Consider the following 15,393-nt stretch of genomic DNA (forward strand, 5'->3'; position numbering starts at 1 on the left):
GCAGGTCACAGGACCGGCTGCATCGCGTACCTGGCCCTCAGCTCCTCGGCCACCTTCCGCGAGGCCGGCCTTCGGCCGGGCGCCCGGGGCGGGGTGGCGGGCACCAGCTCCTCGTGAGGTACGTCGACGGACTCGGCGTCGGCCTCCTGCACCTCTTCCGGTTCGTCGTCCTCCCCCTGCTCGGGGCGGACCGGGCGGTCCAGCGGGCTGTCGTAGCCGTCCTCGTCCACGACCTGGGTGTGCATGTCCAGCGCGTCGCCGTACTGCTCCGCGACGCGCTCCCACACGCTCCGCTCGCCGAACGGCGCCGCGATGTCGATCAGCGCGTACCGGGCCTCTACGGGTGTGGAGCCCGCGGCCTTCATCAGCGCCACGCAGCTCTCGGTGACCTCGGCGAGGGCCGGCCGTTCGCCGGGGGCATGCGCGAGCATCGCGGTGACCAGGGGGGCCAGTTCATCGGGCAGTCCGGAGAGGTCCGGCGGCTGGGTCTCGTCGGTCACCTTGGCGACGATCGCCGGCCAGCCGTTGCCGTCATAGGGGTAGTGGCCGGTCGCCGCATACAACAGGACCGTGCCCAGGCCGTACACGTCAGCCGGAGTCTTCACCTGGGAGCGGCCGAGCGCCTGCTCCGGCGGCATGCAACGGACCGTGCCGATGATCATGCCGTCGTGCGTGAGGGTGTCCTTGCTCGCGTCCATGAAGGCGCCCAGGCCGAAGTCGATCAGGATCGGGCCGTACTCGCCGAGCATCACGTTCTGCGGCTTGAGGTCACGGTGCAGCAGATCGACCGCGTGCACCGCCTCCAGGCCCTCGGCGAGCAGCGCGCCGAGACTGGCGACCAGCGGCACCGGGAGGGAGCCCGCGCCGTCCACCTGCTCCTGGACGGTCCGGCCGGGCACGTACTCGACGGCCATCCACGGCTGGTCGGCGTACGGGTCGGCGTCGAGGAAACGGGCCACCCGGTTGGTTCCGACGACCGTCCGCGCGATCAGCGCCTCCCGTTCGAAGCGCGCCCGGGTCGCCTGGTCGAGCCTGTCGTTCCTGATCACCTTGACCGCGACCGGTTCGCCGCCGGGCGAGTAGGCCAGATAGACCCGTCCCATGCCCCCCGCACCCAGCTCCCGCTCAACCGTGTAACGGCCGATCTGCGTGGGCCCCTCAGTCATCACGCGCCGCGCCACCCTCTCGTGCCCACCTGTCCGGGCACGTCACACTTTCACCGGAGGTTCACCCTATCCCTGCGGCCGGACTGCCGTCATGGGCTCCGGGCAGGGCGTTCACCTTACGCAGTCGCGCAGCTGCCGGGCGAAGGACATCAGGTCCCGCACGTCCTCCGGCGGCAGCGGATCTTCGCCGAAGTGGGCGATCCGGTTCCTGATGGCCTGCACCCGCTGGAGATGGTGGACGAACTGGCCCCGGTCCAGCGCCGGGCGCCCCAGAGCTGCCCAGTTGTCGTCTGCGCGCCGGGCCAGGTCGGGCTTCTTCCGCTGGGAGCCGTCCAGGAGAAGGACGTAGTCGCCGAACATGAGGTCCTCGACCCTGCCGGTGCGATGTTCGGGCCTGCGGTTGGTGGCCTGTACGGCGATGACGGCCTCAGTGCTCAGGCGGGAGCCCAGCCAGCGCCGTAGCAGTGACTCGATCTCCCCGAGGAGGAAGAAGGGCCGGGCGGTGTTCTGGAAGCGGCGGACGATCTCCTGGTAGGTGACGATGCCGGATATCCGGCCGTCCTGCCCCCGGACCAGCACATACCCGTGGTCGACGAGCATGGGCAGGCAGCTGAACAGGTCCTCTCGGCTGTCGAACACCGGCAGCGACTCCTGCTGCATGGCGTTCTCCAGAGTGGTGTCCCAGCCGTTCTCGTACATGAGGGCGATTGACTTCCACGTCACCACACCGTGGAGTTCGGTCATGTTGCTAACTACGGGTATCTGGTTGTAGCCCTCGTGGCGCATCAGGTACGTGGCCTGGCTCAGCCCGGCACCACGGGAGACGCACTTGAGGCCGCCCACGGCGGAGGGCAGGTCCCCCAGCAGCAGGCGCTGCGGCAGCGCCCCCGGCGGCAGCGGATCAGATGGGACCACCGGGTCGTCCTCGGGCGCCGTCGTCACGGCGGCCGCGACCGGCACGAGCCGGACCCGGGCCAGACTGGGGCAGGTCGAGAAGTCGGGGAGCGTGGTGAGTCCGGCGGCGGCCAGCGACTCGGTCATCTCCCGGATGACCCCAGCCTGGCGTACCCGGACCGCGTACAGGGCCAGCAGCTCGGACAGCGGTACTTCCGTCCCTTTGAGGGCGATCAGCTGTTCTGTCGTCGGCTTCCTCATCAGCGCTCACCCTCGTCGTCCGGGGTGCCGCGGACAACCGTGGTGCGCTTGCCCATCGCCTGGTACACCAGGTCCTCCAGCGCCGTGGCGCGCGCCTCGAAGAACGTGACGTAGTCGTTCGCTCGCAGCGCCTTCGCGTCGATGAGATGGGTGGAGATCACGTCGTCGAACCATTCGGGGCGCATGTCCGCCGCCGCGGCGAGGGGTTCCAGGTACGCGGCCGGAGCGCCGCTGAGAGCCTGCGCGGCACGGAGCGACAGTGGGGTCTTGTTGATCACGGAGCTGGCCGGGTAGCGCTCGTCGAGGTTTCGGCGTACCCAGTTCTTCGGGAAGATCTGGCGGACGTCGACGCCGTACTCCACCAGCCGACCGGCAGCCATCGGGCCGTCGGTGTAGTGCCAGTCCACGGCGCCCTGCCGGATCAGGAGGGCGAAGATGCCCTTGTAGGCGGCGCTGTTGCGGGTCTTCAGGGTGCGCAGGCGCTCGGGGAAGAAGTAGGCGTCGGTGATCGTGTCGGGGACTTCGCCGTCGTCGCGTATCCACGCGATGAGCTGCTCCACGTCACGGGTGAACCGGGTCTCGGTCGAACCGCCGTACATCTCACCCAGGACACCGCACCAGTACCACTGGGCGATCTTCTGTCTCGCCGCAGGGTTGTCGAGCTCGTCGCCAAGGATGGCCCGGACGGCGGCCAGCGGCACCACCTGGGTTCGGTACGGCAGATCCTCGGCGCGGACGATGCACTGTGCGAACAGGAATAGGCCGACCCACTCGAAGGCTTCCCGCAGACGCGGGGCGAGCTCCTCGAAATCGTCCAGCGGGAGCTCCAGCAGGTCGCGCCGCTTGCAGGAGACACCCACCGTGGGGTCCTGCTGCTTGAGGTTCCAGGTCCGCACCAACGCCACTGCCTGGAGGAAGTCGCTGTTGCTCAGACCGTCGTCGAGGCGGCCGAACACCTCGAACCGTTCCGCGAGGTGTTCCTTGATCGAATGCCAGGTGGAGAGAAGATCGTAGTAGTCGCCGGTACGGCTCGTGTACGCGGGATCCCCGGCGTAGCTGGCGGTGAGCAGCTCGAAGACGTTGAGCGGGACGCCCCCGGTGTTGACCCGCTCGAAGACGGCACAGACGGCGTCCATGGGCGTCGACGAGGACAGGTTGATCATCGGCACCTGGAACGACCGGACGGGGTGCAGCACCTGGTCCTCGAAGGCGGCCCACAGATCGAAGTTCCGCGCCTCGTCGGCCCTCTCGAACTCGCGACGCCATGCGTTGACCCGCTGCGTGTCGAAGACGATGCGCAACGGGAACAGCCCCGCCCCGCATTCGCCGGAGGTGTCGCTCAGGTCGTGCACGACCCTGCGGCCGAAGTCCGTGCGGAGGATCCGGTCCTCCGGCACCGACACGATCGACTCGTCGCGGTCGGACGGCGAGCCGGTCGCTTTCGCGATGTCGACGTAGTACCAGCGGCGTACGGGCTTGTTCCGGGTGTCCACCGTCTGCACCGGCGTGTCCGCGACGTACAGCGCCTGGAACAGCGAGGTCAGCCGCTGCTGGCCGTCCAGCAGCAGCAGCCCGGGCTCCCGCCCGGCAGCGGACTCCGCACCCGTGAGTGTCCTGGTACGGAACCGGGAGGCGCCGCCGGTCTCCAGCGTCATGGCGACGCCCAGCGGGTAATCGAGCGTCACCGTCGCGATGATCGCCCGAATACGGTCGTCGTCCCACTTCCAGTCCCGCTGGAAATCCGGGAGTTGCAGCCTTCCCGAGGCGACGTCACCGAGAAGTGTCTTGAGATTCGCGCTGTCCAGCCCTGCCACGTGCCCCGTACCCCACCCTCGCGTTCTTCGTGGACAAGGCATTCCATCAAGGCGCATGTGCAGCGTCAACCATAGTTTGACGCTAAGTCACATCTTCGATCGCTGAGGATCCTGGTGACCATGCACGCCCTTCTCGCCGGATCGCCGATGCCTACCGGTGACACAGCAGGCCGAAAGCCGCCGTAGGACATGGGCCGCATGGAATCGCCCCAGGTTCGCAACGGGTATGGTCCCCGCGGGATCCGGCCGCGCGCACGCGGGAGATCCCGCGAAAGCGCGGAACGGGGGCGACGCGGGTGGGGTGGCGCGAGGAGATCGCGACGGCTCTGGGCGAGTTGATCAGGGTCACGGGCGGCTCGGGGAGGCAGCCGCGCTGGCAACGGGTGGGGCGCGCGGTCCGCACCAAAGAGGCCGGCTGGTACGCGGTGGACCTGCGTGGTTCGGACATCGGACCGGACCAACTGGACGCCTTGCGACTGGCCGGCCCGGATTCGGACAACATCGAGACTCAGGGGTTCGTCGTCTCGGAGACGGTACAGAACGGATCCTTGCTCACGCTGAAAGTCGCCGAATTCGCGGATCTTCCGGATGCGTATCTGTGGCTGCTGAAGCAACCGCCGACCTTCCTGGTGGAGGCACTCCGCGACGGTATCGCCGGACTGGGCGAGAGCCCGCTGGCGAACGTCCTGGCCGCAGGATCGATCGGCGGTACCTCTTCGCCCGACCCGGACCCTCCAGGATTCCACCCCACGCAGGGACACGCGTACCGTGCGTGCCTCGGCCAGGGCGTGCATCTGGTGTGGGGTCCACCGGGCACCGGCAAGACGACCGTACTGAAGAGGGCGATCGGGGACCTGATCGCCCGCGGCGACCGCGTCCTGTTGGTGTCCGCCACCAACATCGCGGTGGACAACGCCCTGTTGGGCGTGGTGAGGGAGAACCGGCACGGATCCGGCGACATCGTCCGTGTCGGCCCGCCGCAACTTCGGGAAATGGCAGACGATCCCTCGGTGTCTCTGCCTCTCATGATCCGCGAGCGACTGACGGAGACGGCGGAGCGCAAGCGTGTCATCGAGGCCGCGCTGGTGGACATACGAAACCGCGCGAAGGAACTGGCCGCACTGGACACCTCCCTCGTCCGCGTCGAACCGACCGCGTACTTCGACGCGCTGAAGCTGTTGCGTACGCCCGGCCAGGACCCCCAGTCCGTGCGGGAACGCGCGGAGCGCGCCGCGTCCTTGCTGGAGGAAGCCGAGGCGGCCTTGGAAGCGGCCGAGAGGACTGTGTCGGCGGCACAGCGGCACCGAGACGAAGCCGCGGAGTCCCGTCGTAAGTGGTCGGAGGCCGACCGTCTGCGCGACGAGCAGGCACGGATCCTCGGAGCGGCGGAGCGGAAGGAAGCCGAGGCGCTCCTGGCCGAGGAACAACTGCATGACGTAGGCGAAGAGTTGCGGCAGCTCGACAGCCAGCGGTCCATGGCAAAGTGGCGGGCCCGGGAGAAACGGCAGGCACTCCGCGATCAGGTGACCGCCATGACGGAGGACGCCGACCGGGCGCGCCGGACCGCCCAGGCCGCGCGCACGACGGCCGAAGCGCATGTCACCGCGCTGGAGGTGGAACGGGCACAGCTGGCCGCCGGCATCACCCACACCCGCGAGCAGATCGCCGCTTTGGAGGGGGCGCTCGCTTCGGCGCAGTCGGCCCGCAAGTCGGCACTCGCCGCCATCGCGACGAACCGTGACGACGTCACCCGGCTGGAGAAGGCCGTTGTCCACGCTCTCAACGCGGCGGAACTCACCGGACTCTCAGACCGGCAGGGCTGGCCGACCCGCCATGCCCGCGCCGAGCGACTCCGGCCCCAGGTGACAGCCGACACCTCCCGTCGGCCGGCACTGGAGGCACAGTTCCAACAGGTTCAAGAAGAGTACGAGCGCCTCGCCCGCAACGCCCAGGGCGAGATCATCAAGAGGGCCACGCTGGTCGCGACCACGCTCGCCAGGTTCAGAACCAACAAGGCGGTCTTCGAAGGCCCCTACGACGTCGTCCTGGTCGACGAGGCGGGGGCGGCGACGCTGCCAGAAGTGATCCTCGCGACGGCGAAGGCGTCGCGGACGGCCGTGCTGCTCGGCGACTTCATGCAGCTCGGGCCAGTCATCGAGGAGCAGCTGAAAGATCTTGACCGCCCGGATGTCAAGCGCTGGCTGCTCCCGGACGTCTTCGAGCACTGCGGCATCCGGGAACCGTCGGACGCCCACCGGCACGCGGCGTGCATCACCCTGAGCGAGCAGCACCGCTTCGGCCCGGCGGTCATGCGGCTGGCCAACTCGCTGGCCTACGGTGGACTGCTGAGGGGTGGCAAGCAAACCGCGGCGCCGAGACCACCCGACGATCCGGAGATCGTGGTCGTCGACACCGACGGACTGCACGAGTTGGCAAGGCCGCACCTCACCGGCCGCAGGAGCGGCTGGTGGCCGGCGGGGACACTGATCGCCAGGGCTCTCGTGGACTACCACCGCGGCAAGGGCGAGGAGACGGGCATCGTCACGCCGTACGGTACCCAGGCGGACGCGACTCTTGAGGCTCTGCGGGACCTGGAGAGCGGAGGCGGCCCCCTGGCCGAAGTGGGCACGGCGCACCGCTTCCAGGGCCGGGAGTTCCCCGTCGTCGTTTTCGACACGGTTGAGGGAACCGACGGACGCGAACTGTGGATGTCTCTGGCGCACCGGGAACCGGACGCGTCGGACTGGGCACGGAACGGAGTACGTCTGTTCAATGTGGCCGCCACCCGCGTCCAGACCCGTCTCTACGTTCTCGGCAGCTGGGAACGGATGCGGGCCGCGAGGAACGGCAGGGCCTTCAGTCATCTGGCCGCGCTGGTCGGCACTCCCGGAGTGCGACGGCTGAGAGCAAGTCACCTGATCACGCCGCCGCAGGACAAAGCGCGGGATCTCGGTGGTTTCGGAGCCGCGCTCGCCGACGTCCTGGCCCGGCACGTCGAAGTGACCGGCCTCGACGACGAACTGACCTTCTTCAGCACCTTCGAGGAGGAGATCAACAAGGCCCGCACCTCGATCTGGCTGTGGGCCCCATGGGTCGCGCGCCGGGTACGCGGCATCCTGCCGCTGCTGCGCGAGGCAGCGGGGCGGGGCGTGCGCGTGACCGTGTTCATCCGCGACGGCACGGACCAGCTCCAGGCACGCCCGGACAACCAGAGCCTCATCGCCGACCTTCGGGCCGTCGTCCACACCGTCATCCCCGTCAACGTCATGCACCAGAAGATCGCGGTGATCGACGAGCAGACGGTAATGATGGGCAGTCTCAACAGCCTGTCCCAGTCGTGGACTCGCGAGATCATGGTGACGATGCGAGGTGGCCACTTCGCGCGCAAGCTGCTGGAACACGAGCATGCCGAGCTGTTCACCCGCCCCCCGAAATGTGCTCGCTGCGGTGGCACGAGCATCGAACTGCGCCGACGCACGAACGGCACCTGGTTCTGGCGCTGCTATGACACGGTCTGCAAAACCGGACAGAACGGCCGGAGCAACGCCTGGAACATGGATATTCGGGTGGGCCAGGGCCGACGTTGAGGGCCGTGCACCCAACCCGCACCGCCCAGAAACTCCGGCCTACCGGTGGCCACGGATCAGAAGCAGACGGAACGAGCGTCATTTGAGTGTCAAGAGGTGCTTGGTCCTCGGGGCACCCCTGCGACCTCGCTCAGCACTTCACCGTGAAAGCACGGTCGGAACAGGCACCACCCGTCCAACCTGATTCCAAACCGGAAACAGGTCGAGTGGCTCGCCACTAGCCGTGAATCACCATATCAGAAGCCCTTAGCCACCGGTTCAAGAATCGCCACGCACTCCAGATGATGCGTCATCGAAAGGAGGTCGTCCCGGACGAGTCACGAAGAACACCAGCTCAGGGACCGTTTTCCGGCTCATCGCTCCGCGTGCGTGCGCCGAGAGCGTCAAGACCAACAGTTCCGTTCCCCTCATCACTCGCGACCGGCATTCGGGACTTCACGGACAGCTTCTTCCTGCACCACCAGGAGGTGCTCGAGCAGTCGCAGCAGGGAAGACGAGCCTTCGATGCATGCCGGAATCCGATGGGGGTACCCGACGCCATTCGGGCTTCAACAGAGGAGGGACATGGACGACGTCGCCGCTCCCGGCAGGGAGAGTGTTCTCCCGTCCGGGCATGAGGCGCGTTCTGGCGCCCTGCTCGACGGAACGCTGGAAAACCTGCGGGCAGCCGCCCTCGCGGTCGATGACGATGGCCTCATCGTCGCGGTCAACAGCGCGGCCCAAAGCCTGCTGGGCAGGGAAGCCTCAGAACTCGTCGGTCAGGACTTCCACGACCTGCTGCACCGGGACAGATACGGGCACTCCGTGCCGCGCACGCGCTGCCTGATGAGGAAGGCCATCCTCACCGGGGACACCAGACATGGCGACGCCGAGTGGTTCGCCTGCGGGGACGGCACTCTCGTCCAGTTGTCCTGGCTGGTCACGCCCTACTCACCCGATCCGGGCGGGACAGGTGCGCTGGCGATGCTGTACGAGCCGAAGCCACGGGACGTGCGCCACACCGACGGCGGGCACTCCGCGCCGCTGACGGAACTGGACCGCCTGTCCCTGCTGGCGGAGACGACCACGCAGCTCACATCCACTCTGGACGCGGACGAGGCGCTGCACCGACTGGCGGCCCTGACCGTGCCCCGGCTCGCGGACTGGGCCGTGTTCGACCTGCTCACCGAACGTGACGAAGTACGACGCGTTCTCGTGATGGAGCACAAGGACGGCATTCTCGTCGAGCGGGACGATCTGCAGGGCCCGATGCCTCCCGTGCCGGCAGAGTCACCGATGCCCCTGTCACGGGCCCTGCGCGGCGCCGCCTCCTCCCTCGCCGGCCCCGCCACCTACCAAGGTCCGCCCGACTCCGGCATAGCGGTCGAGCAGCAGCGCCTGTTCACCGCGACCGGTATGCACTCCGCCGTCATCGCGCCCATTCGCGGACTGCGGGACGTACTCGGCGCCCTGACCCTGGGCCGCGCCCAGCGTCATGACGCCTTCACCCCTGCCGACCTGCCGCTGCTGGAGGACCTCACCCGTCGGGCGGGCCTCGCGCTGGACAACGCGCGCCTGTACCAGCGCCAGCGCAAAGTCGCCGAGACCATGCAACGCCACCTGCTGCCCCAGCTGCCCGTCCTGCCCGGGCTGGAGATGACCGCGCGCTACGTACCCGCTCCGGACGCCTCATCCGTGGGCGGTGACTGGTACGACGCCTTCGCTCTGGCCGCCCACGCCCACGCACTGGCCATCGGCGACGTCGTCGGACACGATCTCGACGCCGCAGCCGGCATGGCGCAGGTCCGCAACATGCTGCGCGCCTTCGCCTGGTCCCACCCCGAGGCCGCACCCAGCGCCGTCGTCACACGGCTCGACGATGCCGTGATGCACATAGCCGAGGTACCCATGGCCACCATGATCCTCGCCAGGCTCACCCTCGGGAGTGACACGCTGTGGCGCCTGCGCTGGACGAACGCCGGCCACCCGCCGCCCCTGCTCATCACCCATGACGGACAGACCCGCTACCTCGACGAGGCTCACGGCATACTCCTCGGAACCGGAGTCACCAGACCTCGCCCCGACGCCGTCACCGTCCTGCCACCCCGGGCCACGCTCCTGCTCTACACCGACGGACTGGTCGAATCCCCGCACCACTCCATCGATCACGGGCTTGACCGGCTGCGCCGACACGCGGCCTCCCTCGCCCACCGCCCCCTCGACTCCTTCTGTGACTTGCTGCTGGACCAGGTCCGCCCCAACGACAACGATGACGACGTCGCCATGATCGCGCTGCGCACACCCCCTCCCGCAGGACCCGCCTGACCCGCGGGTGAGGCAGATCGAGTGGGTGGAACGGGAGACCGGCGAAGCTCCTGAGCCGGTGGACTGAGGCTTCGAACGCCTCTCTCCGCCGCGCGAGAACTTCGCGCTGCGCGCGCCCCGCACTGCCCCGCCGGTGAGCGGGGCCAGACCGCGGTGTCCGCGTGCCGGTTCGGCGCGGAGGACGGGCACCGTGGGCATGTAGGTCGGGGACGGCCAGGAGGAGCTGTTGGGTGAAGTGGCGTCGTCAGCAAAGACTGTGCGGCTGGCGTCGCGGTGTCGGTGGGCTCGGTCCAGGCAGACTGCTGGAGTGCCGCGGCGCCGGCCGGGAATGTGGTTGTTCGGGCGCGCCCAGCGGCCCGTGACGTTCCGTCTTCATGGTCCAGTGGGAGATTCGGCGTGATACTCGACGGCATACCGGCACCCCCTGCGCGCGACACCGCGCCTGACGCAGCGGCGCGCAAGCAGCGCCTACGCCGTCGCCTGGAGCGACTGATCGGCGTGGCCGCCACCGAAGGCAATGACCTGGTGCCCCTGCGCAACGGTGATGAGATCTTCCCCGCGATGCTCGGGGCGATCCGTTCGGCTCGGCACACCGTCGACATGATGACGTTCGTGTATTGGCAGGGTCAGATCGCCCACGACTTCGCCGTCGCTTTGGCCGACCGCGCCCGCGCGGGGGTGCGCGTGCGACTGCTGCTCGACGGCTTCGGATCCAAGGGGATCGAGCGGCGACTGTTGGACCTCATGAGCGCCGCGGGCGTGCAGGTGGCCTGGTTCCGCAAACCCGTGTGGCTGTCACCGTTCAAACAGAACCACCGTTGCCACCGCAAGGCCCTCATCGTCGACGAACACACCGCCTTCACCGGCGGCGTCGGCATCGCGGAGGAATGGAGCGGCAATGCCCGCAACCCTGCCGAGTGGCGCGACACCCACGTCCAGGTGCGCGGCCCGGCCGTGGACGGCATCGCCGCCGCATTCGCGCAGAACTGGGCCGAGTGTCACGACGAACTCTTCGATGACCGCGACCGTTTCAGGGAACACCCGCAGGCCGGCTCGTCGGTGGTGCAGGTCGTGCGCGGCTCCGCAAGCATCGGCTGGCAGGACATGCAAACCCTCATCCGGGTCATGCTCACCTCCGCCGAGGAACGCTTCCGGCTGGCCACCGCCTACTTCGCCCCAGACACCTACTTCATCGACCTGCTGTGCCAGACCGCACGTCGCGGCGTGCATGTCGAGATCCTGCTGCCCGGCCCCCACACCGACCAGCGCGCCTGCCAGCTCGCCGGTCAACACCACTACACGCGTCTGCTGCAGGCCGGCGTGCACATCCGCCAGTACCAGCCGACCATGATGCACGCCAAGATCATCACCGTGGACTCGATCGCCTCCCTCATCGGATCCACCAATTTCAACCGCCGGTCCATGGACCACGACGAAGAAGTGATGCTCGCCGTCCTGGACGAGGAGTTCACTGCCTCCCTCGACCGCGACTACGAGGCGGACCTGCGCCACAGCGTGGACATCGAGCTCACCCGATGGAGACGGCGGGCAGTACTGCAACGCGCCAAGGAAGCCGCCGTCACCCCGATCCGGCGCTTCCTGTGAGCCGACCGGCACCCTGGCACAATGGCGAACCGCAGGCGCCGCGCGACCCGGCCGGCGCCGCGCACGTGAAGCGAAGGCACGCCGTACCCGCGGTCCCACCGACCGAACGTCCTCCCGGCGGCGCACGAAAACCGCCCACCGGGGCCGTTCCAGGGCCGGTCGCGGCGGGGCCGCTCGGCCACAGGTAGGCGCCCCCTGGCGACCCTGCCGCAGAACGAGACGTAGCGCACTGCGAGTTGCCGCATCTGGCCGCTGAGAACCGGAAACGGCTACGGTCACCGGTGGACACGCTGCCGCGACGGCCCGCCGCATGATCGTCCGCGACCTTGTTCACCGCGGCCCACGTCCAGGCCTGTCAGGTCATGCCGGCCCGCACGGGCGGCGTTGGGGACGGGGCGTGTACAAGAGCCTCATGGCACAGGAGTCCGGGAGGAGAAGGCCCCGCCCCCGGCCACGTCGGTAGCCGCGTCCCGGCCGACTACAACACGCCTACCCTGCTGTCGTTGGGGACGCCTATGGGCTGTATGGCCTCTTACGCACCAGGTCGCCTCACGTCCGGCACGCGCACGGGGTCCGGCCGTCATATCGGCCGGACCCCGTGATGAAGGCGCGCTGCGGGTCAGCTCACCATCGGTACCAACGACCTCGGCCACCACCGGCGGTGGTGGAGCGCATGACGAAGCCGAGAAGCCACAGCACCAGGACGGCGACGGCGACCCACCAGAGGATCTTGATGGCGAAGCCGGCACCGAAGAGGAGCAGTGCAAGAAGCAGAACAAGCAGCAGGGGAACCATGTTTATCAACCTCCTGCACCCTCGTCTGCCCTGCAATTCCGTCGCCATTCACCGAATACGCTTTGTTTGTGAAAGGAACGCCAGGGCACAAGCGGGGTTACCGCGACAGCGGCACACGAGATATCAGGAGGTACTCTTCCATGACTGCCGGCGAGAAGGCCAAGGCAAAGGTCGAGCAGGCCAAGGGCAAGGCCAGGGAAGCCGTGGGAAGCGCCATCGGAAACCGATCGTATGGCCGCCGAGGGGCAGGCTGAGAAGAGCGCGGGTGATGCCCGTGAGGCCAAGGAAAAGGCGAAAGACGCGTTCAAGCACTAAAGCTGCATTCTCCACCGAGAATTCGAAAGGGGCCTGCCCGGCATGACTCCGGGCAGGCCCCTTTTCGACGGACCGCCGAGGGCCGAACACGCGGGCACTGAGTCTCGCCTCAACTGCTCATCGACCCTCTCACCGCCACCATAACGACGATTTCCCGTCCATGGCCGTCGCCCAGGTCGCCACCAGGCCCGCACCCGCAAGTCCCCGGCGGACACGGCAACGTGCCGACGGAGTGAGGCACTACACCCCATCTCCCCCACTCCGCAGGACGCCCGGCTGCCGTCCGGCTGCCGGGCCCCCGACCGTCAGACGGTGCTCAGCATGCCCTCTCGCAGGTGGGCCAGGAGACGGGAGATCAGCCGGGAGACGTGCATCTGGGAGACACCGAGACGTTCACCGATCTGGGCCTGGGTGAGTTCCTCCACGAACCGCCAGTGGATGATCTTGCGGTCGCGTTCGTCGAGTTCGGCGATCATCGGGGCGAGGGCGTGGAAGTCCTCGACCAGGCCGAGGGCGGCGTCCTCGTCGCCGATGAAGTCCGCCAGCGCCGCCTCGCCGTCCTCGCTGCCGTTGATCGCCGCGTCCAGGGAGGCGGACTTGTAGCCGTTGGAGGCCAGTTGGGCCTCGACGACCTCGTCCTCCGGAAGGCTCATCAGCTCGGAAAGCTCTTTGGTGGTCGGCGTCCGGCCCAGTCGGCTGCGCAGTTCCTCGCTGGCGCGGGCGAGTTGGACGCGGGCTTCCTGGAGCCGGCGCGGGACATGTACGGCCCAGGAGGTATCACGGAAGAACCGCTTGATCTCGCCGACGATGTACGGCACGGCGAAGGAGGTGAACTCGACCTCGCGGGTCAACTCGAAGCGGTCGATCGCCTTGATCAGGCCGATCATGCCGACCTGGACGATGTCCTCCATCTCCTCCGGCCCGCGGCTGCGGAACCGGCCGGCCGCGAAGCGCACCAGGGACATGTTCATCTCGATCAGCGTGTTGCGCGCGTACTGATACTCGGGCGTCCCCTCCTCCAGGACGGCCAGCCGGTCGAAGAACGGCTTCGACAGCTCCCGCGCGTCCTTCGGCGCGACCTTGGAAGGGTCCGTGATCTCCGGCACAGCCACCGTCTGCTCGGTCGTCAGCTCGGTCGTCGTCGGCATCATGGCGCCCTCCCAGTCGATCAGCCTCGTCCTCGCCGGTCCATCGTCCGGCAGGCACGCGTCTACCCCGTCCGCCGATCGGCATTCCCCGAACTTGCGGGGAACGCGTGCATCATCCCCCGAGACGCCCACGAAGCCGCAGGTCGAACCCACTCCCCTGAACCAGGACACGTACCGCGTCGTGCATTCCTGAAAACAGGTCGGCCTACCCCGCCCGCGATCACCAGGAACCGAGGAAGCGCGGGTCAGTTGCCTTTTCCAGCGGGCTCAAGAATCGCCACGCACTCCACGTGATGCGTCATCGGGAAGGTGTGCAGTTCGCGCCTTCCCGGGAAACATGCTGGTCAGAGACGGTTTCGAGAGCGAAATCCAGACCCCTCCGAGGGCCTCGTGCGTCATACCTGCGTCACCACCAGGCCATGCCTCAGACGCGCGCCGATACCGATCGATGCCCGAACCGCAGGCTACGCGGTAGCAGGCCGTGCACTGGGCATGCACGGGTTCCGCCGCCCTCTCTCGACGCGCCATGGAATCGAGGGCCAACGCAGGAACCCCCTGACCGGCAAACGCCAGATCAGGGGGGCGTGCGGAGGCGGCGGGAGTCAATCTACAAAGGCAACTGCAGGCACCCGGCCACTGCGAGAGTGGACGCACCACCGCCCGACGAGCGCTCGGCTCTCAGTCCCCGGAGTCGTCCGTCTCGAAGCTGGCGATCACCGGCAGCGCACCGTCGTACGGCCAAGAGCCGTCATGCGAAAGGAATTCGGGCCGGATCTCCTCGATCTCGTCAATGTCAATATCAGGGTCCAGCTCGGCTTCTTCATTGAGTTGCGCGAGGCTCGGGAGAAACGGGATGTCGAGCCTGTCGGTGAGCAGGTCGTGGATAAAAGCTACGATGCCGCCCTGGTATTCGTAGAAATCCTGCCCGATGGTGGGAACCACGAGCACCGGCCAGTCATCGGGCTTGCCGACAGTCCGCCAGCAATAGCGTTCTCCGTGTCCCGAGTTACCCCAGGGGATCAGCCCACCAGGCTGAGGGAAATGAGGGATCGGCGTGATTTTCCTGGTCTTTCCCTGGTAGTCCGCATCGACCTGCTGCCACCGTGCCAGGTTTCTGCGCAGTTCCCCGGCAGGGTTGGCCACACCAGGCACAAGGAGCGTAAGGAACGGGGCGAATCCACCGGGTCCGAAATACCTGGCGAGTTCCTTGTAGTCCAGTGGCAGCACGATGCCGACGTCCGACTCGATCACCTGCCAGTCGACCGTGAAACCTCGTGACCGTCCCAACTTGACGATCCGGGCGACGTCCTCCACAGACCCTATACCGCTGCACCTCTGCTCCGTTACTCGACTATTCTGTCCCGGCCGGACTTGAAGCCGCCCGTTCCCAAGGCAGTGATGTCGATCTCCTCGGGTCGCGGGTTGGTGTCGTTCGCGTATACGGGAGTGGATGTGTAACAGATGGCCTGTGTCTTCGCGACCCACTCCGCGTTTGTTAAACCCT

General features: G+C 67.7%; 9 protein-coding genes and 1 pseudogene. 4 read left to right on the plus strand and 6 right to left on the minus strand.

Annotation, left to right across the window (positions count from 1 at the left end):
• Positions 1-5: 5 nt before the first annotated feature.
• The 3 genes from ACZ4N4_RS11895 to ACZ4N4_RS11905 form a co-directional block, all read right to left on the minus strand.
• Positions 6-1,166, minus strand: a complete 1,161-nt coding sequence (locus ACZ4N4_RS11895; protein ID WP_467587182.1) for a serine/threonine-protein kinase — start codon at positions 1,164-1,166, stop codon at positions 6-8.
• Positions 1,167-1,277: 111 nt separating this feature from the next.
• A complete protein-coding gene (locus ACZ4N4_RS11900; RefSeq protein ID WP_467587185.1) occupies positions 1,278-2,321 on the minus strand; it encodes a CBS domain-containing protein in 1,044 nt (347 codons plus the stop codon).
• Positions 2,321-4,135 (minus strand): GmrSD restriction endonuclease domain-containing protein, encoded by a 1,815-nt coding sequence (locus ACZ4N4_RS11905; protein WP_467587188.1) that lies wholly within the window; start codon positions 4,133-4,135, stop codon positions 2,321-2,323. The genes ACZ4N4_RS11900 and ACZ4N4_RS11905 overlap by 1 nt, the downstream gene beginning before the upstream one ends.
• A 296-nt stretch (positions 4,136-4,431) precedes the next feature.
• Between ACZ4N4_RS11905 and ACZ4N4_RS11910 the strand changes: the two genes are divergently transcribed.
• The 3 genes from ACZ4N4_RS11910 to ACZ4N4_RS11920 all read left to right on the plus strand — a co-directional run bounded on the left by ACZ4N4_RS11910 (position 4,432) and on the right by ACZ4N4_RS11920 (position 11,631).
• Complete coding sequence (locus tag ACZ4N4_RS11910; protein WP_467587191.1) at positions 4,432-7,722, plus strand: AAA domain-containing protein; 3,291 nt, start codon at positions 4,432-4,434, stop codon at positions 7,720-7,722.
• Positions 7,723-8,286: 564 nt separating this feature from the next.
• Positions 8,287-10,026 (plus strand): PP2C family protein-serine/threonine phosphatase, encoded by a 1,740-nt coding sequence (locus ACZ4N4_RS11915; RefSeq protein ID WP_467587193.1) that lies wholly within the window; start codon positions 8,287-8,289, stop codon positions 10,024-10,026.
• 396 nt (positions 10,027-10,422) lie between these two features.
• A complete protein-coding gene (locus ACZ4N4_RS11920; RefSeq protein WP_467587195.1) occupies positions 10,423-11,631 on the plus strand; it encodes a phospholipase D-like domain-containing protein in 1,209 nt (402 codons plus the stop codon).
• Between the two features lie 624 nt (positions 11,632-12,255).
• Here ACZ4N4_RS11920 and ACZ4N4_RS11925 read toward each other — a convergent pair.
• Entirely contained in the window at positions 12,256-12,426 is a 171-nt protein-coding gene (locus ACZ4N4_RS11925; protein WP_037952753.1) for a hypothetical protein, read from the minus strand.
• 140 nt (positions 12,427-12,566) lie between these two features.
• On the opposite strand from ACZ4N4_RS11925, the pseudogene ACZ4N4_RS11930 reads away from it, so the two are divergent.
• A pseudogene (locus tag ACZ4N4_RS11930) lies at positions 12,567-12,741 on the plus strand (CsbD family protein).
• Positions 12,742-13,046: 305 nt separating this feature from the next.
• On the opposite strand, the gene ACZ4N4_RS11935 reads toward ACZ4N4_RS11930, so the two are convergent.
• Positions 13,047-13,892 (minus strand): RNA polymerase sigma factor SigF, encoded by an 846-nt coding sequence (locus ACZ4N4_RS11935; RefSeq protein ID WP_467587197.1) that lies wholly within the window; start codon positions 13,890-13,892, stop codon positions 13,047-13,049.
• Between the two features lie 675 nt (positions 13,893-14,567).
• The gene (locus ACZ4N4_RS11940) at positions 14,568-15,203 is read right to left on the minus strand and encodes an SMI1/KNR4 family protein (protein WP_467587200.1); all 636 of its coding nucleotides are present in this window, start codon (positions 15,201-15,203) and stop codon (positions 14,568-14,570) included.
• Between the last annotated feature and the right edge of the window lie 190 nt (positions 15,204-15,393).

This window comes from Streptomyces sp. NPDC026538 (genome assembly GCF_055567535.1).